Origin of the sequence: Streptomyces sp. NBC_00442 (genome assembly GCF_036014195.1) — a bacterium.
GTDB lineage: Bacteria > Actinomycetota > Actinomycetes > Streptomycetales > Streptomycetaceae > Streptomyces.
Genome location: NZ_CP107918.1, coordinates 4357540 through 4381495, shown reverse-complemented (window position 1 = coordinate 4381495; position 23956 = coordinate 4357540). Strand labels below are relative to the sequence as shown.

The 23956-nt window shown below is 72.3% G+C and carries 22 protein-coding genes and 1 pseudogene; 10 read left to right on the top strand and 13 right to left on the bottom strand.

The annotated features are described in order from the left end of the window. Positions 1–786: 786 nt before the first annotated feature. From OG432_RS19710 to OG432_RS19700, 3 genes are all read right to left on the bottom strand, one after another. Positions 787–1914: an LLM class flavin-dependent oxidoreductase gene (locus OG432_RS19710; protein ID WP_328312272.1), complete on the bottom strand. Its 1128-nt coding sequence runs from the start codon at positions 1912–1914 to the stop codon at positions 787–789. A 105-nt stretch (positions 1915–2019) separates the two neighbouring features. After that, positions 2020–2805, bottom strand: coding sequence for an SDR family NAD(P)-dependent oxidoreductase (locus tag OG432_RS19705; protein WP_328312271.1), 786 nt, complete (start codon positions 2803–2805; stop codon positions 2020–2022). A gap of 8 nt (positions 2806–2813) precedes the next feature. Then, on the bottom strand, positions 2814–3722 hold the full coding sequence (locus tag OG432_RS19700; RefSeq protein WP_443058589.1) for an LLM class F420-dependent oxidoreductase: 909 nt from the start codon (positions 3720–3722) through the stop codon (positions 2814–2816). Positions 3723–3949: 227 nt separating this feature from the next. On the opposite strand from OG432_RS19700, the gene OG432_RS19695 reads away from it, so the two are divergent. After that, positions 3950–4690 (top strand): class I SAM-dependent methyltransferase, encoded by a 741-nt coding sequence (locus OG432_RS19695; RefSeq protein WP_328312269.1) that lies wholly within the window; start codon positions 3950–3952, stop codon positions 4688–4690. 6 nt (positions 4691–4696) lie between these two features. Here the strand turns inward: OG432_RS19695 and OG432_RS19690 are convergent, their stop codons facing one another. Together OG432_RS19690 and OG432_RS19685 are read right to left on the bottom strand one after the other, a co-directional pair. Then, positions 4697–4978, bottom strand: coding sequence for a hypothetical protein (locus OG432_RS19690; protein ID WP_328312268.1), 282 nt, complete (start codon positions 4976–4978; stop codon positions 4697–4699). Positions 4979–5202: 224 nt separating this feature from the next. Beyond that, positions 5203–5616, bottom strand: a complete 414-nt coding sequence (locus OG432_RS19685; protein ID WP_328312267.1) for a PaaI family thioesterase — start codon at positions 5614–5616, stop codon at positions 5203–5205. Between the two features lie 95 nt (positions 5617–5711). On the opposite strand from OG432_RS19685, the gene OG432_RS19680 reads away from it, so the two are divergent. Then, positions 5712–6386 (top strand): rhomboid family intramembrane serine protease, encoded by a 675-nt coding sequence (locus tag OG432_RS19680; protein ID WP_443058416.1) that lies wholly within the window; start codon positions 5712–5714, stop codon positions 6384–6386. 90 nt (positions 6387–6476) lie between these two features. Here OG432_RS19680 and OG432_RS34945 read toward each other — a convergent pair. After that, positions 6477–6689: pseudogene (locus tag OG432_RS34945) on the bottom strand (ATP-binding protein); the annotation flags it as partial. Positions 6690–6947: 258 nt separating this feature from the next. Between OG432_RS34945 and OG432_RS19670 the strand changes: the two are divergent. Together OG432_RS19670 and OG432_RS19665 are read left to right on the top strand one after the other, a co-directional pair. Beyond that, positions 6948–7778, top strand: a complete 831-nt coding sequence (locus OG432_RS19670; protein WP_328312265.1) for a helix-turn-helix domain-containing protein — start codon at positions 6948–6950, stop codon at positions 7776–7778. After that, on the top strand, positions 7775–8044 hold the full coding sequence (locus tag OG432_RS19665) for a DUF397 domain-containing protein (RefSeq protein WP_328312264.1): 270 nt from the start codon (positions 7775–7777) through the stop codon (positions 8042–8044). Before OG432_RS19670 ends, OG432_RS19665 begins: the two co-directional genes overlap by 4 nt. Positions 8045–8114: 70 nt before the next feature. Here OG432_RS19665 and OG432_RS19660 read toward each other — a convergent pair whose 3' ends face one another. After that, positions 8115–9350, bottom strand: coding sequence for an amidohydrolase family protein (locus OG432_RS19660; RefSeq protein ID WP_328312263.1), 1236 nt, complete (start codon positions 9348–9350; stop codon positions 8115–8117). 196 nt (positions 9351–9546) lie between these two features. On the opposite strand from OG432_RS19660, the gene OG432_RS19655 reads away from it, so the two are divergent. Both OG432_RS19655 and OG432_RS19650 read left to right on the top strand, forming a co-directional pair. Further along, a complete protein-coding gene (locus OG432_RS19655) occupies positions 9547–12519 on the top strand; it encodes an AfsR/SARP family transcriptional regulator (protein ID WP_328312262.1) in 2973 nt (990 codons plus the stop codon). A 207-nt stretch (positions 12520–12726) separates the two neighbouring features. Next, complete coding sequence (locus OG432_RS19650; protein WP_328312261.1) at positions 12727–12930, top strand: hypothetical protein; 204 nt, start codon at positions 12727–12729, stop codon at positions 12928–12930. A 147-nt stretch (positions 12931–13077) separates the two neighbouring features. Here the strand turns inward: OG432_RS19650 and OG432_RS19645 are convergent, their stop codons facing one another. Continuing rightward, positions 13078–13605, bottom strand: coding sequence for a hypothetical protein (locus tag OG432_RS19645; RefSeq protein WP_328312260.1), 528 nt, complete (start codon positions 13603–13605; stop codon positions 13078–13080). Positions 13606–13783: 178 nt separating this feature from the next. Beyond that, complete coding sequence (locus OG432_RS19640; protein WP_328312259.1) at positions 13784–15364, bottom strand: FadD3 family acyl-CoA ligase; 1581 nt, start codon at positions 15362–15364, stop codon at positions 13784–13786. 91 nt (positions 15365–15455) lie between these two features. Between OG432_RS19640 and OG432_RS19635 the strand changes: the two genes are divergently transcribed. The 3 genes from OG432_RS19635 to OG432_RS19625 are packed head-to-tail and all read left to right on the top strand — an operon-like array spanning position 15456 to position 17809. Then, positions 15456–16604, top strand: coding sequence for a lipid-transfer protein (locus OG432_RS19635; protein ID WP_328312258.1), 1149 nt, complete (start codon positions 15456–15458; stop codon positions 16602–16604). A 3-nt stretch (positions 16605–16607) separates the two neighbouring features. Further along, positions 16608–17039, top strand: a complete 432-nt coding sequence (locus OG432_RS19630) for a Zn-ribbon domain-containing OB-fold protein (protein ID WP_328312257.1) — start codon at positions 16608–16610, stop codon at positions 17037–17039. After that, entirely contained in the window at positions 17036–17809 is a 774-nt protein-coding gene (locus OG432_RS19625) for an enoyl-CoA hydratase/isomerase family protein (RefSeq protein ID WP_328312256.1), read from the top strand. Before OG432_RS19630 ends, OG432_RS19625 begins: the two co-directional genes overlap by 4 nt. Positions 17810–17848: 39 nt before the next feature. Here the strand turns inward: OG432_RS19625 and OG432_RS19620 are convergent, their stop codons facing one another. Next, on the bottom strand, positions 17849–18508 hold the full coding sequence (locus OG432_RS19620) for a hypothetical protein (protein ID WP_328312255.1): 660 nt from the start codon (positions 18506–18508) through the stop codon (positions 17849–17851). Positions 18509–18698: 190 nt separating this feature from the next. Between OG432_RS19620 and OG432_RS34940 the strand changes: the two genes are divergently transcribed. Continuing rightward, the gene (locus tag OG432_RS34940) at positions 18699–19547 is read left to right on the top strand and encodes a hypothetical protein (protein ID WP_443058415.1); all 849 of its coding nucleotides are present in this window, start codon (positions 18699–18701) and stop codon (positions 19545–19547) included. Positions 19548–19603: 56 nt separating this feature from the next. Here OG432_RS34940 and OG432_RS19610 read toward each other — a convergent pair whose 3' ends face one another. The 3 genes from OG432_RS19610 to OG432_RS19600 form a co-directional block, all read right to left on the bottom strand. Beyond that, positions 19604–20392, bottom strand: a complete 789-nt coding sequence (locus OG432_RS19610; RefSeq protein ID WP_328312254.1) for a putative protein N(5)-glutamine methyltransferase — start codon at positions 20390–20392, stop codon at positions 19604–19606. Between the two features lie 186 nt (positions 20393–20578). Beyond that, positions 20579–22945 carry an outer membrane protein assembly factor BamB family protein gene (locus tag OG432_RS19605; protein WP_328312253.1) on the bottom strand — a complete coding sequence of 789 codons (2367 nt, stop codon included), beginning with the start codon at positions 22943–22945 and terminating at the stop codon, positions 20579–20581. A 159-nt stretch (positions 22946–23104) separates the two neighbouring features. Then, positions 23105–23899, bottom strand: coding sequence for a VOC family protein (locus tag OG432_RS19600; protein WP_328312252.1), 795 nt, complete (start codon positions 23897–23899; stop codon positions 23105–23107). Positions 23900–23956: the final 57 nt, after the last annotated feature.

The window sequence follows — 23956 nt, the reverse complement described above, 5'->3', positions numbered from 1 at the left end:
GTCTCGCGCATGCGGGGCGGGTTCTTCGCGCCCTCCGCCCGTCGGTCGGGCTCGCTGGGCCCCGGCCCGGGGGGTTCCCCACCCACCCCCCGTTCCCCGGGGTCGACGGGCTCGGCCCCACCCCCCTTCCACCCGCAGCCCGTGCGTGGCTGGTCGCGCAGTTCCCCGCGCCCCTAACCCCGCCTTCGTCCGCGGACCGTGGACGGCTGGTCGCGCAGTTCCCCGCGCCCCCAAAAACCCCCGGTTCGGGTGCGGACCGTGCCCGCGTCTCGCGCAGTTCCCCGCGCCCCTGTAGGGCACCGGGCGCCGATGGCTCGCGCCCACAGCCCCGCTCCCCCAACCCCACCTTCGTCTGCGGACCGTGCCCGCGTCCCGCGCAGTTCCCCGCGCCCCTGTAGGGCACCGGGCGCCGATGGCTCGCGCCCACAGCCCCGCTCCCCCAACCCCACCTTCGTCTGCGGACCGTGCCCGCGTCCCGCGCAGTTCCCCGCGCCCCTTAACTGCTCGGTGCCGGCCCGCATGGGCATCCTCAGTCCGTCATGGGGGTCCCCCCTGGCCCTTAAGGCCTTGGGGGAGATTGAGGACGAGCGCCCTTAAGGCGCGAACGGGGGTCTGGGGGCGGAGCCCCCAGGGAGCCGAGCCTCTCAACTCGCCGCACGGGATGGGGGTCCCCCCTGCTCATTAAGAGCTTGGGGGAGGGTGGGAAAACGCGTCGGGGGCTGGGGCGGAGCCCCAGGGGGCCGGGCCTCGCAACCCGCCGCCGGGGCGAAGGGGTGGGCAGACCCCTCAGGAACCCGACGCCGCCCGGAAGCGGGACGTCCGGTGCACCGGATCCGTGTCGATCTTCGGAATCACATGCTCCCCGATCAACCGAATCGTCTGCATCGTGTCCTCGAACGACACCCCGATCGGCAGTCCGAAGGACAACTGATCCGCCCCCGCCCGCTCCCACCGCCCGCACTGCGCAGCAACCTCGTCCGGATCCCCGCAGATCATCAGCTCTTCCGCGATGAGCAGCTCGATGATCTCCGCGTTGTACTCCGGCAGCAGCTCCGGCCACTCCGGAATCCCCTCGGGACGAGGGAACGTGTCGTGGTAGCGGAACACCAGCGACTGGAGCCGGTTGAGCCCGCCCTCGACGGCGATCCGTACCGCCTCGTCGTGCGTCGGCGCGCAGATCGCCGTCGACGTCACCATTACGTTGTCGTTGACGAAGTCCCCGACCGGCTCGGCGTCCCGGATCGCCGTCTTGTACTGCTCCAGGACCCACTCCATGTCGGAGACCTTCTGCACGGAGAACCCGAGCACTCCGAGCCCCTTGCGCGCCGCCATCGCGTACGAGGACGGCGACCCGGCGGCGTACCACATGGCCGGGTGCGACTTCCCGTACGGCTTGGGGAAGATCTTGCGCGGCGGAAGCTGCCAGTGCTTGCCCTGGAACCCCGGGTACTCCTCCTGGAGCCACATCTTGGGGAACTCCGCGATGGTCTCTTCCCAGATTTCCTTGGTGTAGTTCATGTCGGTGACGCCCGGTATGAACCCGAGGATCTCGTGCGAGCCCGCGCCTCGGCCGCTGCCGAACTCGAAGCGGCCTTCGGAGAGGTGGTCGAGCATGGCCACCTTCTCGGCGACCTTGACCGGGTGGTTGACCTGGGCCAGCGGGTTGAAGATGCCCGAGCCGAGGTGGATGCGGTCGGTGGCGTGGGCGAGGTAGCCGAGGAAGACCTCGTTGGCCGAGAGGTGGGAGTACTCCTCCAGGAAGTGGTGCTCGGAGGCCCAGGCGTACTTGAAGCCGGACTTGTCGGCCTGGATGACGTACTTCGTCTCCTCCATCAGCGCCTTGTGCTCCGCCATGGGGTCGACCGCGGACCGTGCTGCCGGCACGTATCCCTGCACAAAGAGTCCGAATTCCAAGGGACTTCTCCTTCATGAGATATCACGAGTTTCTGACGCATCGTCAGATTGTGACGGGCTCGACTGTTCCACCGGCCGCGTGGACCGTCAATACCTGACGCACCGTCAGAACAGCGACACCCCCGCGAGCCACCCGCCGTCGATCACGAAGGGCTGTCCCGTGATGTACGAGGAGTCCCCCGCGGAGAGGAAGAGGGCGAGGGCGGCCACCTCCTCGGGCCTGCCCACCCGGCCGAGCGGCACGAGCTTGCGGTAGAGCTCGTCGAGGGCGGCCGAGGTCTGCGCCGCGTCCGCCGTCGGATCGAGCTGCGCCGGGTTGGACATCGCGGTGTCGATGGCCCCGGGACACACCGCGTTGACCCGTATCCCGAGGTGGGCGAGCTCCAGCGAGGCGACCCGGGTGAGGCCGAGGATGGCGTGCTTGGTGGCCGCGTACGTCCCCACCGCCGCCATGCCGGTCATCGCCGTGTACGAGGCGGTGTTGACGATGGTGCCGCCGCCCGCGGCACCGATCTCGGGCGCGACCGTCTTGATCCCGAGGAAGCAGCCGACCTGGTTGACCTGGACGACCTGCATGAACTCGTCGAGCGGGGTGTCGACGAGCGAGTTGAAACGAAGGATCCCCGCGTTGTTGACCAGCCCGTCGATCTTCCCGAAGGCCTCCTTGGCCGTCGCGACGGCGGCCCCCCACTCCTCCTCCCGGCTCACGTCGAGATGCACGAACCGGGCGACCCCCTCACCCAACTCCTTTACCAAAGCCTCCCCTTGCTCATCGAGCACATCGGCGACGACGACCTGGGCGCCCTCCGCCACGAACAGCCGCGCCTCCTGCTCCCCCTGCCCCCGCGCACCACCGGTGATGAAGACGACCCGTCCGTCGAGCTTGCCCATAGCGACTCCTAGTCATTGAGGTGCGGGGCGACCTCGGCCCCGAACGCGGCCATCTGGTCGCGGAGTTCGTCGCATCCGCGCGACCGGAACCGCACCTGGATCTGGTCCACGCCCATCGCCCGGTACGCCCGCAGGGACTCGGCGAGCGCCTCCGGTTTGCCGGTGAGGGTGCGCCGGCCGGTGGCCCAGCCGGGTTCACCCACGTACAGCGCCTCGGTGATCGCGCCCACGGTGATGGGATCGTCCACGCCGGCCCGCTCCCGCAGTTCCCTCAACCTGGCTATCTGGGACGGCAGTCGATCGCGCGGGTCTCCCTGCGGCAGCCAGCCGTCGCCGCGCAGGGCGGCCCGCCGCACGGCCGCCGGGGACGACCCGCCCACCCAGATCGGCACGCGCCGCTGCGCCGGCCGGGGCCGCTGGCAGAGCCCGTCGAAGGAGAACCGTTCGCCGTGGAACTCGGGGTACTCCTCGGGCCCGAGCGCGACCCTGAGCGCGTCGATCGTCTCGTCGAGCACGGGCCCGCGGCGCTCGAAGTCCGCCCCGACCGCGTCGAACTCCTCCCGCACGTGCCCGGCGCCGACCCCCAGGATCAGCCGGCCGCCGCTGAGGTGGTCCAAGGTCGCGTACTGCTTGGCGGTGACGAGGGGGTGGCGCAGCCCAACGACCGCGACATGGCTCATCAGCAGGACCCGCTCGGTGGCGGCCGCCAGGTAGGAGAGGGTGGAGACCGGGTCGTACCAGATGGTGCTCATCGGCCCGGCGAGCCGGCGCGGAATGGCCACGTGGTCGCAGCTCGCGACATAGGCGAAGCCCGACCGGTCGGCGGCCCGCGCGATCTCGACGAGGTCGCGGGGGCCGGCGCCGGCCTCCCACTCCTCCGCGTACATGGTGCTCTGCGACTGGACGGGAAGCTGCATCCCGTACACCAGACGCCCGTTCGGCAGTATCGGCACCGCGTGCCCGCCTCCAGCCGTATCTGACGATCCGTCACATGCGTACGGACCCCATCGTCATAGCTGATGCATCGTCAGGCAAGGGGTGTGCGGGAGGCGACGGTGCCGGGAAGCGGTGACTCGCGAAGGACACTTCGAGGCCGCCCCGTAATGGATGCGCCGCGCGACGGACGCCGGGCCAGAATGGGCGGGTGATCAATTACGACGACGAGGCCCGGACCTACGACGCGTCCCGAGGCGGTGAACCGCGAGCCGAAGCGGCCGCTGCCGCGGTGGAGCCGCTGCTGCCGCGAGGACCGTCCACGATCCTGGACATCGCGTGCGGGACGGGCATCGTGACCAGCAGGCTGCGGGGCCCGGAGCGGACCGTGGTGGGCATCGACCGCTCGCCCGGGATGCTGAGCCGTGCCGGGCAGCGGCTGCCGGGAGGCGTCGTGTGCGGCGACGCCACGCGGCTGCCCTTCGCATCGAAGGGCGTGGACGCCGTCGTGATCGTCTGGTTGCTGCACCTCCTGCCGGACCCCGCATCGGTCCTGGCCGAGGCGGCCAGGGTGCTGCGGCCCGGCGGGGTACTGATCACCACCGTCGACAAGAACGACGCACACTTCGCCGAGGACAGCGACATCGCCCAGGTCACGGCGGACCTGCGGCGCCAGTACGCGCCCCGCGTCCCCGACGACGGTGCTCGGGTGCTCAGTTGGGCGGCGGAGCTGGGGCTGGAGCTCGCAGGAGAGACGGTGTTCCCCGGAATCGGGCAGGGCCGCAGCCCGCACGGATGGCGTCAGGCGATCGAGGCCGGCCGCATCCCCTGGTACACGGACGCGGCGGCACCGGACGAGGCGTCCGAGGCGCACCGACGCCTCGCCGCGCTACCGGACCAGGACATGGCACGCCCGGACCCGCTGTACCGTCTCATCGCCTTGAAGGCGTGAGTGCCGTTACGCGCGCATCAAAAGAGCAATCAACTGCCAGGCCAGCACGGCGTGGACGAGAATGCACATGCCCCATCGCGCGGACCGGCGAGTTCCGTGACGCAATACCGCCGTCCACTCGAACGCGGCCAAAAGGAAGGACAGGGTCAACAGCGCCCAGGAAATTCCGCTCCATCCACCGGACGTCCGATCCGCGAGGACGCCGATGACCGCGAGCGGGGCCAGTGCCAACAGGGGAAGGGCCCAGGTGACCCGGGCGGCGGCGCGGGCGGACGCGGTGTCGCTCATCCAGGACGCTCCGTCTCTGCGTAGGGCCGACGGACCGTCAACCGGACTTTCCCTGCCGGACACGACCGAACGTAACATGCGAAACGATCACTTGACCATCGATTCCAGGCGACCTCATTTCATCCATCGGAGCCTAGGTTTGATATAGCACGGGCAATGCATTGGTCAACTACAACTGCCTCCGGGAAAAACCGAGTTGCGCCTCGCCAGTCACATATCCGGGCTCAGCCGAGGAGGGCGTACACCGTGGAGGCGCGGGCGGCCGGCTCTTCCGTTCCCTCGGCCGTCATCGTGATCTCGGCGAAGGCCATCCGCCGGCCGAGCTTGGTCACGCGGGCGTCGATCAGGACGTCCGCGCCGGTCACCGGGCGCTGGAAGCTCGTGGACTGCTGCACGGTCGTCATCGGGCCGTACGCTCCTCGCGCGGAGGCCACCGCGATCACGGTGGCGGTGTCGGCGGCGGCCATCAGGGCCTGACCGCTGAGCCCGCCGCCGTCCCGGGCCAGCCGCTCGGACCAGGGCAGGCGCAGCACGGCGTGCCGCTCGCCGGTCTCCTCGACACGGAGCCCGAGTTCGAGCACCCAGGGGGCGAAGTTGTCGGCAAGGATCCTGTCTGCTTCGTCAGGTGTCAGCGCCATGGCGTTCATGGTGACGCCGGGCCGGACGAATGTCACCGCCGTCCGAGGACGGACCGCTCTGCCGCGCCCCGGGGGCCACCGGTCAGGATGAAGCCATGTCCCTTCACACGGTGATCCTCTACGGCTGCGCGGCGGCCGTCGTGCTGCCCGGGGTCGAGGTCATCAAGAGCCTCGTCGGCGGCGGGCGGCGCATGAGCCCCGTCGAGCTGGTGCGTGCCCTGTGGGGGCGGCCGGTGCCGTGGGTGGCGGCGGCCATGGCCGGCGCGATGACGGTGATGGCCGTCGTGCAGACGGCGGCGCCGTCCGTCATGGGCCACCTCCGGCGCGAGCCCGGCGCGCCCTGGTGGCGGGCGGTGACCGCGCTGTTGGTGCAGACCTCCGGCTGGTACCAACTCGCCTTCAACCTGGCAGCGTTGCTCGTCATCGCACCGGCCGCCCAGCGCGCGCTCGGCCCGGCCGTGATGCCGGTGGTGTTCGCGGTGAGCGGGGTCGCCGCGCAGGCGGTCAGCATGGCGGGGTGGAGCCCGGTCGGCGGCGGCGACTCGGTGGCCCTGTGCGGCCTGGTGGGCGCCCTCGCCGTGACCGTAGCCCTACGCTCCGGCCCGCTGCCGCGCCGCCTCCTCCCCCTCCTGATCCCGGCCGCAGGCGGTGTCCTGTGCGTCCTGCACAACAACCACGGCGTGGGCGTGCTGGTGGGGTGCGTCCTGGGCGCCGCCCTCACCGTCACGCGCGGACGGTGGCACGTGGCCGCTCCCCGCACGGCCGCCTGAGCCCGGCCCCGGACCCTCGCGGCCCGCCGCGCGCGGCACCGGCAGCTCCGCCCACACCGTCTTGCAGGGGCCCGGCCCCGCGAGGACGCCCCAGCGGTCGGCGAGCGCCGCGACGAGCAGCAGCCCCCGGCCCGATTCGCCGCCCGGGTCCCTGCGCACCACGGGCAGCCGGTCACCGCGCGCGTCCACGACCTCGATACGCAGGGTCACCCCGTCGTCCCGCAGCACCAGCCGCATGTCCCGCCCCGGCACCCGCCCGTGCAGCGCGGCATTGGCCGCCAGCTCGCCCACGACGTACTGCACCTCCTCGAACTCCCGCCCCCACCGGCGCAGTTGCTCGATCGCCAGCACCCGGGCGATCCGGACGCCGCGCCGTGTACAGGAGAGCTGGACGCTGAACTGACGTACCTCTGGGGCAGTTTCTTCTTTCACGTCACTCAGCGTGGCCACGCGCGCCTACCCTGACCAGTGATCGGGTGAGTACGCAGAGTTTCTGTCCCGGCTCTGTCCGGTGGCGTCCCGAGTGTCCGGGGGTACGGCTTTGCTCGGAGGTGGGTGCGGATGAGTGACGACTGGGGCGTGGACCCGGACGACGAGGCGTGTGCGGTGGCGGCGACGGTGGGGCGCCAGCTCAAACTCTGGCGCGAGACCGCCGGGTTGACGGCGGCGGAGTTCGGTGCGGCGATTGGGTACGGCGAGGACTTGGTCTACAAGGTGGAGGGCGGGCGGCGGATCCCCCGCTCCGAGTACCTCGACCAGGCGGACGAGGTACTGGGGGCGGGCGGCAGGCTCTCGGCGATGAAGAAGGACGTCGCCGTGGCCCGATACCCGAAGACGGTTCGCGAACTGGCCAAACTGGAGGGGCAGGCGGTGGAGTTGTGCATGTACGCCAACCACAACATCCATGGGCTGTTGCAGACGGAGGAGTACGCGCGGGCGCTCCTGCGAACACGAAGGCCCGCCTATTCGTCGGGCGAACTGGAGCGGATGGTCTCCGCGAGGGTCGCCCGTGGTTCCGTCTTCGATCGCACGCCTGGCCCCGAGCTCAGCTTCGTCCAGGAGGAAGTGACGCTGCGGCGACCGATCGGAGGGAGCACGGTTCTTCGCCAGCAGCTCCAACGGCTCCTAGTGTTGGCAGAGTTGCCGAACGTGGAACTCCAGGTGATGCCGACGTCCCGCGGCGACCACCCCGGGACGGCCGGCATGATCGAGGTGCTGAAGTTCGGCAACGGCTCAGCGGTAGGTCGTGGGGATGGCAAATTCGGTGGTCGGCCGATCTCAGATCCGTGCCAGCTTCGTATCCTGGAACTGCGCTATGGCATCATCCGGGCCCAGGCTCTCACGCCAGGGGAATCACGGGCCTTCATCGAGCGAGTGCTGGGAGAAACATGATCCGCGAGTCCGCCGTCGAAAGCACCGAGCTGACGTGGTTCAAGAGCACCTACAGCGACAGCAGCAACGGCAACGACTGCGTCGAGGTCGCCGCGACGTGGTTCAAGAGCAGCTACAGCAGCAGCAGTGACGGCGAAGACTGCGTAGAGATCGCCGCCTGCCCCACCACCATCCACATCCGCGACTCCAAGACCCCCGAAGGCGACCGCCTCGGCGTCACCCCGCGCACCTGGGCCGCCTTCGTCTCCTACGCGGCCGGGCGCTGAGCCCCGGGGGCCCCGGCGGGGTTGCGGGTGTGCGGGGTCCCGCCGGGCCCGGGTTCCTCCGCGCCCCCGCCTACTCCCCCGCCCACAACCCCCCGGGCGTAAGCCCGAGAAGCTCGATCGCGTTGCCCCGCACGATCCGCTCCACCACATCCCCCGCCAGGTGCCCCATCTGCGCCTCGCCGACCTCCTTGGACTTGGGCCACGTCGAGTCCGAGTGCGGGTAGTCCGTCTCGTACAGGACGTTGGCGACGCCGATCGCGTCCAGGTTGCGGAGGCCGAACGCGTCGTCGAAGAAGCAGCCGTAGACGTGCTCGGTGAAGAGTTCGGACGGGGGGCGGTGGACCTTGTCCGCGACGCCGCCCCAGCCCCGGTTCTCCTCCCACACCACGTCCGCCCGCTCCAGGATGTACGGGATCCAGCCGATCTGGCCCTCCGCGTACATGATCTTCAGGTTGGGGAAGCGTTCGAACTTGCCGCTCATCAGCCAGTCGACCATCGAGAAGCAGCAGTTGGCGAAGGTGATCGTCGAGCCGACGGCCGGTGGTGCGTCCGGTGAGGTGGAGGGCATCTTGCTGGACGAGCCGATGTGCATGGCGATGACCGTGCCGGTCTCGTCGCACGCCGCGAGGAAGGGGTCCCACGCGTCGGTGTGGATGGACGGCAGTCCCAGGTGCGGCGGTATCTCGGAGAAGGCCACCGCGCGCACCCCGCGTGCGGCGTTGCGGCGGACCTCGGCGGCGGCGAGGCCGGCGTCCCACAGCGGGATCAGGGTGAGCGGGATGAGACGGCCGTGGGCGTCGGGGCCGCACCACTCCTCCACCATCCAGTCGTTGTACGCCCGCACCGCGAGCAGCCCGAGTTCGCGGTCGGACGCCTCGGTGAAGGTCTGGCCGCAGAAGCGGGGGAAGGTGGGGAAGCAGAGCGCGGACTGGACGTGGTTCACGTCCATGTCGGCGAGGCGTGCCGTCACGTCGTACGAGCCCTTGCGCATCTGCTCGTAGGTGATGACTTCGAGCCGGATCTCGTCCCTGTCGTAGCCGACCGCCGTGTCGAGGCGGGTCAGCGGGCGGTGCAGGTCCTCGTACACCCACCAGTCGCCGACCGGCCCGTCGTCGCCCTTGGCGCCCATGACCGGCGCGAACTTGCCGCCGAGGAACGTCATTTCCTTCAAGGGGGCGCGGACGATGCGCGGGCCGATGTCCCGGTACTTGGACGGGAGGCGGTCCTGCCAGACGGTGGGGGGCTCCACCGTGTGGTCGTCCACCGAGATGATCTTCGGGAAGGTATCCGTGCGCTCGGTCTCCATGTGTCCTACGGTAGACCGAATCTGACGATCCGTCAGTAAGTCGCGTGCGCTTCGGGGAACCACCGGGCCCGCGATGTGTGTGAAGGGCATGTGTCGAGGCCTTGTGCAGAGCGTCACCCGTTGCTGACGCGACCCCTCCGGACAGGGCAGACTGGCGGGGGCCACACACAGGAGTACGGGGGTACAGGGGGCAGGAATGGACCGTGACGGCGGGCCACGCGTACCGCAGCAGCGCGCTCCGGAGGCGACCGGCGCCGGACTCCGCTTCGGCGTACTCGGACCCGTGCGGGCCTGGCGGGACGAGGAGCTCCTGCCGTCCGGCTCCCCCCAGCAGCGCGCCCTGCTCGCCGCCCTGCTGCTGCGCGACGGCCGCACGGCCACCGCCTCCGAACTCATCGACGCCATCTGGGGCGACGAGCCGCCCTCGCAGGCCCTGGCCGCGATCCGTACGTACGCCTCCAGGCTGCGCAAGATCCTCGGCCCCGGCGTCCTGGTCAGCGAGTCCGGGGGGTACGCGATCCGGGCGGCCGCCGGCGCCCTCGACCTCACCCGCGCCCAGGAGCTGGCCACGGCCGCCGAGAAGGCGCGGGCCGGCGGCGACCAGGCCCGGTCCCGCCACCTGCTGAACGCCGCGCTCGCCCACTGGGACGGCGAGCCCCTGGCCAACGTGCCCGGTCCCTACGCCGAGAACCAGCGCACCCGGCTCGGCGAATGGCGCCTCCAGCTCATCGAGGCGCGCCTCGACATGGACCTGGAGGCCGGCTGCCACGCCGAGGCCGTCTCCGAACTGACCGCGCTGACCGCCGCCCATCCGCTGCGCGAGCGCCTGCGCGAACTCCTGATGCTGGCCCTGTACCGCAGCGGCCGCCAGGCCGAGGCCCTCGCCGTGTACGCGGACACCCGGCGGCTGCTCGCCGACGAACTCGGCGTGGACCCGCGGCCCGAACTGGCCCGCCTCCAGCAGCGCATCCTGCGCGCCGACGAGGACCTGGCCCGCAGGCCCGCCGGAACCGGGGCCGGGGCCGGCACCGGAGCAGCGGCGGCCGCTCCCGCCCCGATGCGGCCGGCCCAACTGCCCGCTTCCGTACCGGATTTCACGGGACGCGACTCCTTCGTGCGCGAGCTCACCGCGCGGCTCGCCGGCGCCGAGACGACGGTGATGGCGGTCTCCGCGCTCGCCGGCATCGGGGGTGTCGGCAAGACCACGCTCGCCGTGCACGTCGCCCACGCCGCCCGGCCCTGCTTCCCCGACGGCCAGCTGTACGTCGACCTCCAGGGTGCGGGGTCGCACTTCGCGGAACCGGACACCGTCCTCGGCGCGTTCCTGCGCGCGCTCGGCACCCCGGACTCGGCGATCCCGGACTCGCTGGAGGAGCGGGCCGCCCTGTTCCGCTCCACGCTCGACGGCCGCCGGGTCCTGGTCCTGCTCGACAACGCCCGTGACGCGGCCCAGATCCGGCCGCTGCTTCCGGGCACCGCCGGATGCGCGGCGCTGGTCACCAGCCGCATCCGGATGGTCGACCTCGCCGGCGCGCACCTCGTCGACCTGGATGTGATGTCCCCCGACGAGGCGCTCCAGCTGTTCACCAGGATCGTCGGCGTGGAGCGGGTGTCCGCCGAGCGCGAGGCGGCCCTCGACGTGGTCGCCGCCTGCGGCTTCCTGCCGCTCGCCATCCGCATCGCCGCGTCCCGGCTCGCCTCGCGCCGCACCTGGACGGTCTCGGTGCTCGCCGCGAAGCTCGCGGACGAGCGCCGCCGCCTCGACGAACTCCAGGCCGGCGACCTGGCGGTCAAGGCGACCTTCGAGCTCGGCTACGGGCATCTGGAGCCCGCCCAGTCCCGTGCGTTCCGCCTGCTCGGGCTGCCCGACGGGCCCGACATCTCGCTCGCGGCCGCGGCCGCCGTCCTCGACCTGCCCGAGCAGGAGACCGAGGACATCCTGGAGTCCCTGGTCGACACCAGCCTGGTGGAGTCCGCGGCGCCCGGCCGCTACCGCTACCACGACCTCGTACGCCTCTACGCCCGTTCCTGCGCCGAACGCCCGGACCTTCCGGCGGCGGAGCGGGAGTCGGCGATGTCGCGGCTGCTCGACTTCTACCTGGCGACGGCGGCCGGCGTGTACGCGCTCGAACGGCCCGGGGACCGCCTCGTGGACCACCTGGAGCCGACCGCGCACCGGGGGCTCGCGTTCGGCGACCGCCGCTCGGCGCAGGACTGGCTGTACTCCGAGGCCGACCCGCTGCTCGCCTGCGTACGCCAGCAGTCGGGGCCGCGCACCCTGCGCCGCGCCGTCGACCTCCTGTACGCGGCGCTCGACCTGGGCGAGTCCGGCGCCAACTCCCGGCAGTACGAGGCGACCGCGGAGGCCGTCCGTGAGGCGGCCCGCACCGTGGCCGACACCCGGGCCGAGGGCCGTGCGGTGATGACGCTCGCCAATGTGCACCAGCTGGCGGGCCGCTTCGAACCCGCCGACCGCGAGGCCCAGGAAGCCATGCGCCTCGCGGCCCCCACGCAGGATCCGCTGCCGCTGTGCTGGGCCTCCAACGCCCGCGGGATCATCGCGCTCTACCAGAACCGGCACACCGACGGCGAGACCCATCTGACGCGCGCCATCGACGCGTTCCGGGCCGACGACAACCGGCCCGGCGAGGCGAGCGCGCTGTGCAACCTGTCCCGGATCCACCTGGCCATGGGACGCACCGCGAGCGCGGTGACCCTGGCCCAGGAGGGCCTCGCCATCTACGACGCGATGGGTCACGAGCTGCGCGGCGCCAACGCCCGGTACGCGCTGGGGCTCGCGCTCACCCAGAGCGGCACCCTGTCCGCGGCCGCCGAGCGTCTCCACGAGGCGCTCGCCGTGTTCCGCGACAGCAGGCAGCGCCTGTGGGAGGGCATGACGCTGTTCCGGCTCGCGGAGGTCGACCTCGCGGGCAGGCGGCCCGCGCAGGCCGCGGCCAACGCCGAGATGGCGCTCACGGTGCTGCGCGGCATCGGCGGCGAGTGGCGGCGCGGCAATGTGCTGACCGTGCTCGGCCGGGCGCTCGCCGACATCGGGCACGCCGGCCGGGCTCAGGTCTGCTGGCGCGACGCGCTGGCCATCTTCGAGGAGCTCGGCTCCCCCGAGGCCGCCCAGGTCCGCACCCTGCTCAGCCCCGTGGCGGCCGCTTAACGAATCCCGCCGGGGCGTTCATTGAACGTTTATCGGCACCCGGCATGCTCATGGATGTCGGCCCGTCGTGTCGGGGGGCACCGGGGCCGGCGGGGAGGCCGGCCGCTGTTCGGGCCGGCCCTGGCAAGTCCGTCCGGCCACCCTCGGGGGAGTGGCCGGACGGTTTCGCCGAGCATCAGGCAGCGTCTTCAACGGGAGATGAGATTCATGGGCGACGTGAAGAAGAACGAGCCGCCGATCGTCACGCCTCAGGACCAGCACGCCACGGACCAGCCCGCCATCGCCACGCTCGACCAGCACGCCACCGGCAGCCCCGTCCTCACACTCGACCAGCACGCCACGGACGAGCCGCCTATCACGCCGCTCGACCAGCACGCCACGTCCGAGCCGCACCGGTCGCAGGTGCAGTAGACCCATCCGAGCGGGGGACGGCCGCGGCGGCGCGGGAGGGGAGCCGCCGCGGCCGAGGCACACGACCGGCCGCGATGCGGGACCACCCCGGGGGGGGAGCGGTCCCGCATCGCGGCCGGCCTTCGCTCTCCGACAGCGCGGGGACCGTCACCTCAGCCGCATTACCCCACGCCAGGTCCAGCCCGCCTCCAGGACGGTGTTGCGCAGGGGATCACGCATGTCCCGCGAGTCGAAGATGACCACCTTGTGGCGACGGCCGTCCGGACCCTTTTCCCACCACCACTGCCGCCCGACGTACGGTCCGCGGCTCCATCGGCGCGACAGGGTCCGCCGGGGCGGGTCCCCCACCAGCCCCACCTCACGCACCTCGTCGAGTACGTGCACCTCGCGCACGGCGGGGGCCAGCCGCATGCGGGTCTTCATGGACCGCTCCACCTTCTCTGCCGAGACGGAGTCCCCCATCGCGGGCAGCACGATCTGCCACTCCGCCACCACATGGGCCTTCTCCCCGCCGAAAGCGGTCCGTACGCGGAACGGCACACCGGTGCCATTGAGCGCCATCAACGCCTCTTTGACCTGCCAGGCGGGAAGCGGAGTGACGCCGCTGTCCGGGTATTCGGTCCCCATGCGGCGGTCCCGGAAGCGTTTCCACATGCCCTTGAGACGGCCCGTCACCGAGTCTCTCCTTCGTGAGCGCGGCTCTGATCAGTGCGCGCGTGTGAGCGTCCCGGGGGTCCGGGCACATCGCTGCCAAGAGGCTAACAAGGTGTGATCATCGCCGGTCCGGGGAACGGGCTGCCTCCCCGCACGGCCAACGACCACGCAGCCGCCGGCGCCGCGCGATCCGGCCCGCTCACCTCCCCCGCAGCTCTCCCTTCACGACCTTCCCGCTCGCGTTGCGCGGGAGTTCGGCCACGAATTCGACCTCCCTCGGTACCTTGTAGTTGGCCATCTCGCGGCGGGACCAGGCGATCAGGTCGTCCGCCGTCAAGGGGGAGCCGGGGCGACGGATCACGTAGGCGCGGCCGACTTCGCCGAGGCGGGGGTCCGGGATGCCGATCACGGCCACGTCGGCCACCTCCGGGTGCAGGCCGAGGAGTTGCTCTATTTCCGCCGGGTAGGCGTTGAAGCCGCCGACGATGAACATGTCCTTGATCCGGTCGGTGACGCGCAGGTTGCCCGCGGGGTCCAGGACGCCGATGTCCCCGGTGTGCAGCCAGCCGTCGGTGTCGATGGTCCGGGTCGTTTCCGCCGCGTCCTCGAAGTAGCCGCGCATCACGTTGAATCCGCGTACCTGGATCTCGCCCGGTTCGCCCGGCTCGGCCAGGACGCGTATCTCGGTGCCGGGTATCGCGCGGCCCGAGGTCGAGGCGATGACCTGTGCCGGGTCGCCGCGGCGGCACATCGTGACGATGCCGCTCGCCTCGGACAGGCCGTACGCGGTCAGGACGGTGTCCACTCCCAGTTCGGTCCGCAGCCGCTCGACCAGGCGCAGCGGCACCACCGCGGCGCCGGTCACCACGAGGCGCAGGGCGCTCAGGTCGTGCTGGTCGCGGGAGGGATGGTCGAGGAGCGCCTGGTGGAGGGTGGGCGGGCCGGGCAGGACCGAGATGCGTTCGGCGGCGATGTTGGCGAGCGCGGTGTCGACGTTGAACACCGGTTGCGGCACCATCGTCGCGCCCCGCATGAGGCAGGCGATGATGCCCGCCTTGTAGCCGAAGGTGTGGAAGAACGGGTTCACGATCAAATAGCGGTCGCCCGCGCGAAGGCCCGCGAGCTCCGCCCAGATCGCATAGCACCGCAGGGTCTGGGCGTGGGTGATCACCGCGCCCTTGGGGCGGCCGGTGGTGCCGGAGGTGTAGACGATGTCGGAGGGGGAGGACGGGGAGAGCGCCTCGGCGCGTGCCGTCACCTCGGCGGCCGATACGCCCTCGCCGCCGGCCAGGAAGTCCTTCCACGTGCGGAAGCTGTCGGGTGCGTCGTCCGAGAGGACCACCACCTGCTCCAGGTGCGGGAGCGAGGGCAGCGGGCCCGTGCCGCTCCCCTGGGCCGTGGCGCGGCGCAGCGAGGCGACGTAGGACGTGCCGAGGAAGGTGCCGGTGATGAACAGCAGCTTGGCGCGGCTGCTTTCCAGGACGTACGCGGCCTCCGCGCCCTTGAACCGTGTGTTCAGCGGCACGAGCACCGCGCCCGCGCTCACCGCGCCGAGCGCCGAGACGATCCAGTCCGCGGTGTTGGGCGCCCACAGCGCGACGCGGTCGCCCGGCTCCACCCCGGCCGCGACGCACGCCGCCGCCGCGCGCTCCACGCGCTCGCCGAGCTCCGCGTACGAGATCCGGCCGCGGCCCTCGACGACCGCCTCCCGGTCGCCGTACCGCTCGGCGGCGCTCCGCACCAGCTTCGCGATCGTGCCCCACTCCAGGTCCCCGCGCATCGAAAGCCCTCCCCACGCTAGCTGACTAACCGTCAGATTAGCTGTAGCCTCCTCCGCTGTCAGCACTGGTGACGCTCGTGGAGGTGGGGCCATGGCCACTCTGAAGGACGCGACAGCCATAGTCGGCATCGGGCAGACGCCGTTCGCCAGGCAACTGCCCGAATCCGAGAAGACCTTGGCGTGCCGGGCGATCCTCGCCGCGCTCGACGACGCGGGCATCAGCCCCTCCGAGGTCGACGCGTTCGCCTCGTACACGATGGAGGAGACCGACGAGGTCGAGGTCGCCAAGTCCGTCGGTGCCGGGGACGTGACCTTCTTCAGCAAGATCGGGTTCGGGGGCGGCGGTTCCTGCGCCACCGTCGGGCACCTCGCCTCCGCCATCGCGACCGGGCAGGCGAGCGTGGGCGTGGCCTGGCGCTCGCGCAAGCGGGGCAGCGGGCCAAGGCCCTGGAAGAACACGGCCGTTCAGCTGCCCACTCCCGCCCAGTGGACCCGCCCCTTCGGCCTGCTGCGGCCCGCCGACGAGATCGGCATGCTGGCCCGCCGCTACTTCCACGAGTACGGCGCCACCCGCGACCACCTCTTCAACGTGGCGCTCGCCTGCCGCAACCGCGCCAACCAGAACCCGGCCGCGATCATGTACGAGCGCCCGCTGACCCGCGAGATGTACATGACCTCCCGCTGGATCAGCGACCCGCTCTGCCTCTTCGACAACTGCCTCGAAACGGACGGCGCGTTGGCGTGTGTCGTGGTCTCCGCCGAGCGGGCCCGGGACTGCCGGCAGAAGCCCGTGTACGTGCACTCCGCCGCCCAGGGCCTGCCCGCCCAGCACCACGGCATGGTCAACTACTGGAACGACGACCCGCTCACGGGGCCCGCCTGGACCGCCGCCCGACACCTGTGGAAACAGGCCGACTTCGGGCCCGGCGACGTCGATGTGGCGCAGATCTACGACGCGTTCACCCCACTCATCCCGCTCTCCCTGGAGGGCTACGGATTCTGCGGGCGCGGCGAGGGCGGCGCGTTCACCGAGGGCGGCGCCCTGGAGATCGGCGGGCGGCTGCCCCTCAACACCGGCGGCGGCGGCCTGAGCGAGGCCTACGTCCACGGGTTCAACCTCATCAACGAGGGCGTCAAACAGCTGCGCGGCACCAGCACCGCCCAGGTGCCGAACGCCGCCACCTGCCTGGTCACCGCGGGCGAAGGCGTGCCCACGTCCGCGATCCTGCTGAGGAGTTGAGAGATGCTGACACCCGTGGTGGACGACGACGGCGCCCCCTTCTGGGAGTACGCGGCCCGCGGCGAGCTCCGCGTCCAGGCCTGCGCAGCCCCCGACTGCGGCCGGCTCCGCTTCCCGCCCCGCCCCTGCTGCCCGCACTGCCAGTCCTTCGACAGCGAGTGGCGCCGGGTGTCGGGCCGCGCCCGCATCTGGTCGTACGTCTTCCCGCACCCCCCGCTGCTCCCCGACTACGCGGCGATGGCTCCCTACAACGCGGTCGTCGTCGAACTCGCCGAGGACCCCCTGATCCGCCTGGTCGGCAACGTGGTCGCCGAGCCGGACGCGCCGCTCGACTCCGTCGACCCGTCCCGGCTGCGGATCGGCGCCCGCGTCCAGGTCACGTTCACCGAGGTCGACGGGGTGAGCGTGCCGCGCTGGCTCCTGGAGCGCCCATGAGCGTCCAGGTGACCCGCGACAAGGACACCGGCGTCGCGGTGGTCACCCTGGACCGGCCCGAGCGCCTCAACGCCATCGATCTGGAGACGGCCCGTCGACTTGCCCAAGTATGGCGGGATCTGAGGTTCGACGACACCGTACGGGCCGCCGTTCTGACCGGCTCCGGGGAGCGGGCGTTCTGCACCGGGATCGACCGCTCGGCCGAGGTGGCGCAGCCCTCGTCCCCGTACTCCACCGAGGATCCGCTGCTCTCGATCGGCCCGAAGGCCAACGACCTGTGGAAGCCGGTGATCGCCGCCGTGCGCGGGATGGCCTGCGGCGGTGCCTTCTACCTGCTGGGCGAGGCCGAGTTCGTGATCGCCGCCGAGGACGCGAGCTTCTTCGACCCGCACACCACGTACGGGATGGTCAGCGCCTACGAGTCGATGTACCTCGCGCTGCGGATGCCGCACGGCGAGGCGGCCCGCCTCGCGCTGATGGGGACGGCCGAGCGGATGTCGGCGCGACGGGCCCACGAGATCGGATTCGTCAGCGAAGTCACCGCACCTGGAGGGGAGTTGACGTCCGCCGTGCGGTGCGCGGAGACGATCGCCTCGTTCCCGACGGAGGCGGTCCAGGGGACGGTGCGCTCGGTGTGGGCGGCAAAGGAGGCCACCCTCGCCCAGGCCCTCTCCCGCGCCCCGGCCTTCGTGGCGCTGGGGAACCTGCCGCCCGGCCGGCAGGCGGAGCTGTTCGGCGCGCGGCGCTCGAAGGAGTTCCGGATGCGGTGAAAGGAGTTCCGGATGCGGTGAACGGCCGCACGGCCTCGGCTAGGCGGGCTTCACCTCGGCTTCGCAGCGGGCCACCTTGTCGAGCAGGCCGGGGTGGTCCATCGGCACCGTGACGTCGCGCGAGGCGCTCGGGGTCAGGCTCACCGTGGTGGACCCTTCGTCGACGGATACGCCGTTCGCGTCGAGGAAGGTGACCCGTACCTGGTAGCGGCGGCTGCCGGTGCCGGAGCCGCTGCCCGTCGTCACATGCACCGTGGAGCTCTCCACGCCCGTGTTCGCCGAGGCGCACGCGGTGACGGTCGAGCTGACGGCGGTCGTGGTCCCGGCCGTGGAGCGGCCGCCGGAGCCGGATGTGGTGCCGTTGGTGCTGGTGCCGTAACGGCTGCCACTGGTGTAGCCACTGGTGCCACCGGTGTAGCCGCCACTCGTGCTGCCGCTGTCGCCGGAGGCGTCGCCGGTGCCGCCGCTCGTACTGCTGCTGCCGCCGCCGGTGGTGTAGCCGGTGGTGGTCCTGTCGTCACTGCTGTCGTCACTGCTGTCGCTCGTACCCGAACTCCCGTTGCTCTTGTGGGAGTTGGAGCATCCGCCCCCCGAGCTCGAACCGTGGCCGTGACCGCCGTGGCCGTGGCCGGAGAAACCCGTCAGGGCGAGCACCGTCCCCGCCAGCACGGCCGCGCACTTCATTCCGCGACGGAACACCGTCGTACCCCCTCCGAAGACCGGCCGACACCGTAACAGCGGCCGGCATGGACATGCAGGGCGGTTTCGCGGCCCGCGCGCCGCCCGGCACACGATCTCCCCGCCGTCCCCGCCGCACTCCCACAGGTAGCGGCGCGGGCGCACCGGGCGTAGCGTCGGCAGCGAGAGCCGCCTTTAAGGAGGGCCGGAGATGGTGCGCAATGTCATCGGCTCGATCCTCGCTCTCGTAGGAGCGGCGGCCGCCGTCTGGAGCCCCTTCCGTGCCTGGTACGACGGCCGTCACGGCAGCGCCTACCGCATCGACGACCTGTTCTCGGGCATCTCCGCCGACAAGGCCGAGGTGGCCGGCTCGATGCTGCTCCCGTTCGCCTTCGCCGCCCTGGTGACCCTGATCGCCCTCGTGCTGCGTTCCCGCGTGCTCGTGATCGTCGCCGCCCTCGTGGTACTCGGCTTCACCGTGCTGTGGATGGTGCGGCAGGGCCAGGCCGCGGGCAGCCTGACGGTCGACTCGTCGGGCAAGGGACTCGGACAGGGCGTCGCGCTGGCGCTGGGCGGCGGCGTGGTGATGCTGATCGGCGCGGCCCTGATGTCGGGCCGCCGCTCCGCGCCCGCGCGGAGCCGCTACGGCAGGCCGACCCTGGACGAGCGGGCCGCGCGCCGCGACGAGCCCGCCTACGAGGCCGGACGCGAAGAGCCCGTCGAGCCCCGGCCCTCGTACGAGGAGCCCGGCCGGGAGCGGCCCGGTGCGGCCGGACGGCCCGGACCGGCCGGGGGCCCCTACCAGCACCCGGGCGACCACTACCCCGGCGGCGAGGACGGCGGTGGCCCGTACCCCGGCGGCCAGAGCCCCGGTCAAGCCCCGCCCGCGCAGGAGCCGCCGGCCGCCGGGACCCGTTACCGGCACGCCTCGGACTCCCCGTACACGCACGGGCACCCCGTCGGCGCCCCCTACGAGCCCCGCTCCGCCGAGCCCCCGGACGAGCCTCTCCCCGAGGAGCCCCCGGAGGAGCCGCCCGCGGACGAACCCCGGCACAAGTAGCCCGCCGTTCCGGCCCGCTCAGGCCGGGGCGGTGCGCCCTCGTCCCGGTACGGCGATCACTCCCGTACGCCCGTCACCACCGTCGCGTACAGCTCGTCCGAGGTGACCAGGCGGGCGCGCAGGCCGCCCGCGGCCATCGCCGCGAGCGCCCCCGGCACCTGCCGTTCGCTGGTCTCGACGAGGAGGGTGCCGCCGGGGGCGAGCCACCGCGGTGCGGCCAGGGCGACGCGGCGCATGATGTCGAGGCCGTCCGCGCCGCCGTCGAGGGCGACCAGCGGTTCGTGGTCGCGGGCCTCGGGCGGCAGGAGGCCGACTTCGCCGGAGGGCACGTACGGGACGTTCGCCGTCAGGATGGAGACGCGGCCGCGCAGCTCCGCGGGGAGGGGCGCGAAGAGGTCGCCCTCGTAGACGTGACCGCCGAACGCGGCGAGGTTGCGGCGGGCGCAGCGCACGGCGGCGGGTTCGATGTCGGCGGCGTGCAGTTCGGAGCCGGGCAGCGCCGACGCCAGGGCAGCGCCCAGCGCCCCCGAGCCGCAGCACAGGTCCACGACGACGACCGGCCCGGACGCGTCCGCGGCGGCCAGCGCCTGCTGGACGAGGAACTCGGTGCGCCGGCGCGGGACGAAGACCCCGGGGTCCACCGCGACTCGGAGGCCGTGGAACTCGGCCCAGCCCAGGACGTGTTCGAGGGGAAGGCCGGAGATCCTGCGCTCCACCATCGCGGCGAGCTCGGCGGGACGGCGGGCCGTGGCGAGGAGCAACTCCGCCTCGTCCTCGGCGAATACGCACCCGGCGGCGCGCAGCCGGGTCACGACGGTGGAGGGGGAAAGCGGTTCGACTGACATGCGGGACAAGGCCTTTCGGATACCGAAGGGCGCTCTCGCGGTCACCTGTTCAGGGGCGGACCGAGCGGTCGCGGAGGGAGAGCACCCTGCCTGCTGCTGCGGTGATGGGTCCCACCTCCTCGCCTCGCTGCCGACGGCTCCGTACGGGGCCGTGCGGGCGAGCGCCACAGTACGTCATGCGGGGGCTCACCGGGAGCCCGAAGTGGCCGTTCCCTTCACCGCGTCCAGGGCGTACACGCAGCGGTCCTTGCTGCACGCGTAGACAACTCCGTTGCGCACCACGGGAGATCCGCTGATCTCGCCGCCGGTGGCGAGCTTCCAGCGGAGCTGGCCGCCTGCCGCGTCCAGCGTGTAGAGGCAGTGGTCGGCGGAGCCGAAGTGGATGCGGCCGTCGGCGACCACCGGGGTGCCCACCACCGCGCCGCCCGCGGCGAAGCGCCACTTGGGGGTCGAGGTGACCGCGTCCAGGGTGTACAGCGCGTTGCCGCTGCCCACGTGGACGTTGCCGTCGGCCACCAGGACCGGCTCGACGGAGGCGCGGGCCTCGGTGGCGATGCGCCAGCGGTCCTTGCCGGTCGAGGCGTCGAGGGCGTAGACCGTGCCGAGGTAGTCGGCGAGGTACACGCCGCCGCCGGTCACCGCGGGGCCCGGCGCGAACGCCGGGGGACACAGGAAGACCGCGGGCGCCTCGAAGTGCCAGCGGACGTGGCCGGACCCGATGTCGACGGCGAGGACGCGGGTGCCGGCCGAGACGTAGACGTATCCGTCCTCGGCCGGCGTGACCCGCACGGGGACGCCGCCGCAGGAGGCCGCGTCGCCCACCGGGTAGGACCAGCGCTCGGTGCCGGTGCGGGCGTCCAGGGCGCGCAGCCGTGCGTCCTGCCAGACGTAGACCGTGCCGTCGTGGACGACCGGGCCGGCCTCGGGGGTCTCGAAGTCGCTCTGGGCGCCGGAGATCGCCCACAGCTGCTCGCCGTTGGCGGCCTCCCAGGCCTGTACGCCGCCGCCGCGGGTGCCGGTGACAACGGTGCCGCGGTCGGCCTTGAGCGAGTACACCCAGGCGTCCGCCTGGAGCCGCCACAGCTCGCCGCCGTCGCTCGCGTCCAGGGCGTACAGGGTGGGTCCGTCGGAGGCGTGGATGCGGCCGGCTTCGACGGCCATCGCCCAGGCGACGTCGCGCGTCTTGAACTGGCGGCGGCCGGTGCCCACGTCCAGGGCGTGCACCTCGAAGGACGTCACGTACAGCAGGTCCCCGGCCACGGCGGGGGTGCCCCACACGTCGTTCGACATGCGAAAGCGCCAGGGGCGCCAGCGGCCGGGCACTTCCGGCGGATGGGCGGGCGGGGGCACCGGCGCGGTCTGGGCGCCGCCCGTCGCAGCGGCGCCGGGCCTGCGGACCCAGCCCGTGGCGGATCCGGCGTCGACGGCGACCCGGGAGGCGTCGGCGACGCGGGGCCCCGGCCCGATGGGCACCTTGGCGCCGGGCAGCCGCACCGGCTCGTCGGCGTGGACCGGCGGATACGTGACGGCGGAGGCCCCGGCGTGCCGGGCCGCGTACGGGGGGTCCGCAGGGCGGGGCGGCGCCTGCGGGCCCGGCCGGCCCGAGCGCGCGGCCGGGCTCGGCGCCGGGTCGGCGGGCGGAGCGAGGAGCTGCATGCGGCCGCCGCCCCTGCGCTGCTCGATCATGGCGACGGAGCGCGGTGGCAGCCAGGCCGACGCGGTGCCGCTGTCGTCCGAGCCGGAGGCGAAGAGGTGCGGGGCGAGCTGCGCCTGGAGGTCCTCGGGCGAGGGCCGGTTGGGGTACTCCATCTGCATGCACGACTCGATGAGCGGGCGGAGCTCGTCCGGCAGGCCCGTGATGTCCGGGCCCTCGCGCAGCAGCATGAACACGGTCTCGACGGGGTTGGCGCCATGGAAGGGCGCGTGCCCGGTGGCCGCGAAGACGAGGGTGGAGCCCAGCGAGAAGACGTCGGACGCCCCGGTGACGCTGCGCGAGTCCTTGGCCTGCTCCGGTGACATGTACGCGGGCGTGCCGACCGCGACGTTCGTCATGGTCAGGCGGGTGTTGGAGACCCCGGACGCGATGCCGAAGTCGATCACACGGGGCCCGTCCTCGACGACGAGGACATTGGACGGCTTCAGGTCGCGGTGCACCAGGCCCGCGCCGTGGATGGACTGGAGCGCCTCCGCGATGCCGGCGGCGAGCCAGCGCACCGCCTGGGCCGGGAGGGGCCCGCACTCATTCACTATTTCTTCGAGGGAGGGCGCCGGTACGTAGGCGGTGGCCAGCCACGGGACGGGTGCGCGCGGGTCGGCGTCGACGACGGCGGCGGTGTAGAAGCCGCTGACCGCGCGGGCGGCCTCCACCTCGCGCGTGAAGCGGACCCGGAAGAGCTGGTCCTCGGCGAGCTCGGTGCGCACCGTCTTGATGGCGACGCGGCGGCCGGACGCCGAGCGCGCCAGATAGACGAGACCCATGCCGCCGGCACCGAGCCGTCCCAAGACCTCGAAGGGACCGATCCGCCTCGGGTCGTGCTGCGTCAGCTGCTCCACTTGCCTGCCACCTCCCCGTACGGGCCGTGCGTGAATGCGGCCCCGTGCAGCGTCTCACGCGGCACCCCGATTCTCCCTGCCGGAGGTGGTCGGTGGCCAACCCGGGTCGGGACGTGGACGCCCCGCCCCGGGCTGGACGCCCGCGGCGCCCTCGCGTACTTACGCGTCCGCACCTTGCAGGACGGCGAAGGTGGCGCCCTGGTTGTCGTGGAGGACGGCCATCCGTCCGTACTGGATGTCGAACGGCTGGGCGGTGACCCGGCCGCCGAGCCGGGTGCAGGCGGCGGCCGTGGCGTCGCAGTCCTCGACGAGGAAGTACACGAGGAAGTGATCGGGCAGGGCCGCGGGGAAGGCCGGCGACATCAGGGCACGGGCGGCGACCGCGGTGCCGGGCCCCGGTGCGGTGCCGGGCAGCGACCAGGTGCGCATGTCGGCCCCCAGCTCGTCGGGGCTGCCCGCGGCGGCCCCCAGGTAGCCGAAGACGGACTCGTAGAACGCGTCGGCCTGGTCCTTGTCGCGGGTGTAGACCTCGGTCCAGCAGAACGATCCGGGCCGGCGGGTCCGCTCGAAGCCGGCGTGCGCGTCGGCCTGCCACAGGGCGAAGACGGCGCCGCCCGGGTCGGTGGCGATCGCCATCGTGCCGTGCGGCGGCACCGGGGCCGGGTCGGTGATGACCCGGCCGCCCGCGTCGCGGACCCGGGCGGCCAGCGCGCGGACGTCGGGGGTGGCGAAGTAGACGGTCCAGGTGGTCGGCATCCGCCCGTCCCGCTTGGGCTGGAGGGCGGCGACGCGCTGTCCGTCCCGGTAGGCGTTCGTGTACTGCCCGTACCGCTGCTCGTCGGCGTTCTCGTCGAAGGTCCAGCCGAGGAGCTCCCCGTAGAACCGCTTGCCGGCCGCGACGTCGGACAGCGAGACGTCGGCCCAGCACGGCGCGCCTTCCGGATATCCGCCCATGCGCCTGTTTCCTTCCTGAGGTGCCCGTCCCGCCGCGAGGCCGCGTCGGGGCCAAGC

What these genes read in the sequence shown, in the direction of transcription:
- OG432_RS19705 (WP_328312271.1), bottom strand. Translation starts at nt 2,805, where the DNA reads ATGGGCAAGCTCGACGGACGGGTCGTCTTCATCACCGGTGGTGCGCGG.
- OG432_RS19700 (WP_443058589.1), bottom strand. Translation starts at nt 3,722, where the DNA reads ATGCAGCTTCCCGTCCAGTCGCAGAGCACCATGTACGCGGAGGAGTGG.
- OG432_RS19690 (WP_328312268.1), bottom strand. Translation starts at nt 4,978, where the DNA reads ATGAGCGACACCGCGTCCGCCCGCGCCGCCGCCCGGGTCACCTGGGCC.
- OG432_RS19685 (WP_328312267.1), bottom strand. Translation starts at nt 5,616, where the DNA reads ATGGCGCTGACACCTGACGAAGCAGACAGGATCCTTGCCGACAACTTC.
- OG432_RS19680 (WP_443058416.1), top strand. Translation starts at nt 5,712, where the DNA reads ATGTCCCTTCACACGGTGATCCTCTACGGCTGCGCGGCGGCCGTCGTG.
- OG432_RS19670 (WP_328312265.1), top strand. Translation starts at nt 6,948, where the DNA reads ATGAGTGACGACTGGGGCGTGGACCCGGACGACGAGGCGTGTGCGGTG.
- OG432_RS19665 (WP_328312264.1), top strand. Translation starts at nt 7,775, where the DNA reads ATGATCCGCGAGTCCGCCGTCGAAAGCACCGAGCTGACGTGGTTCAAG.
- OG432_RS19660 (WP_328312263.1), bottom strand. Translation starts at nt 9,350, where the DNA reads ATGGAGACCGAGCGCACGGATACCTTCCCGAAGATCATCTCGGTGGAC.
- OG432_RS19655 (WP_328312262.1), top strand. Translation starts at nt 9,547, where the DNA reads ATGGACCGTGACGGCGGGCCACGCGTACCGCAGCAGCGCGCTCCGGAG.
- OG432_RS19650 (WP_328312261.1), top strand. Translation starts at nt 12,727, where the DNA reads ATGGGCGACGTGAAGAAGAACGAGCCGCCGATCGTCACGCCTCAGGAC.
- OG432_RS19640 (WP_328312259.1), bottom strand. Translation starts at nt 15,364, where the DNA reads ATGCGCGGGGACCTGGAGTGGGGCACGATCGCGAAGCTGGTGCGGAGC.
- OG432_RS19635 (WP_328312258.1), top strand. Translation starts at nt 15,456, where the DNA reads ATGGCCACTCTGAAGGACGCGACAGCCATAGTCGGCATCGGGCAGACG.
- OG432_RS19630 (WP_328312257.1), top strand. Translation starts at nt 16,608, where the DNA reads ATGCTGACACCCGTGGTGGACGACGACGGCGCCCCCTTCTGGGAGTAC.
- OG432_RS19625 (WP_328312256.1), top strand. Translation starts at nt 17,036, where the DNA reads ATGAGCGTCCAGGTGACCCGCGACAAGGACACCGGCGTCGCGGTGGTC.
- OG432_RS34940 (WP_443058415.1), top strand. Translation starts at nt 18,699, where the DNA reads ATGGTGCGCAATGTCATCGGCTCGATCCTCGCTCTCGTAGGAGCGGCG.
- OG432_RS19610 (WP_328312254.1), bottom strand. Translation starts at nt 20,392, where the DNA reads ATGTCAGTCGAACCGCTTTCCCCCTCCACCGTCGTGACCCGGCTGCGC.
- OG432_RS19600 (WP_328312252.1), bottom strand. Translation starts at nt 23,899, where the DNA reads ATGGGCGGATATCCGGAAGGCGCGCCGTGCTGGGCCGACGTCTCGCTG.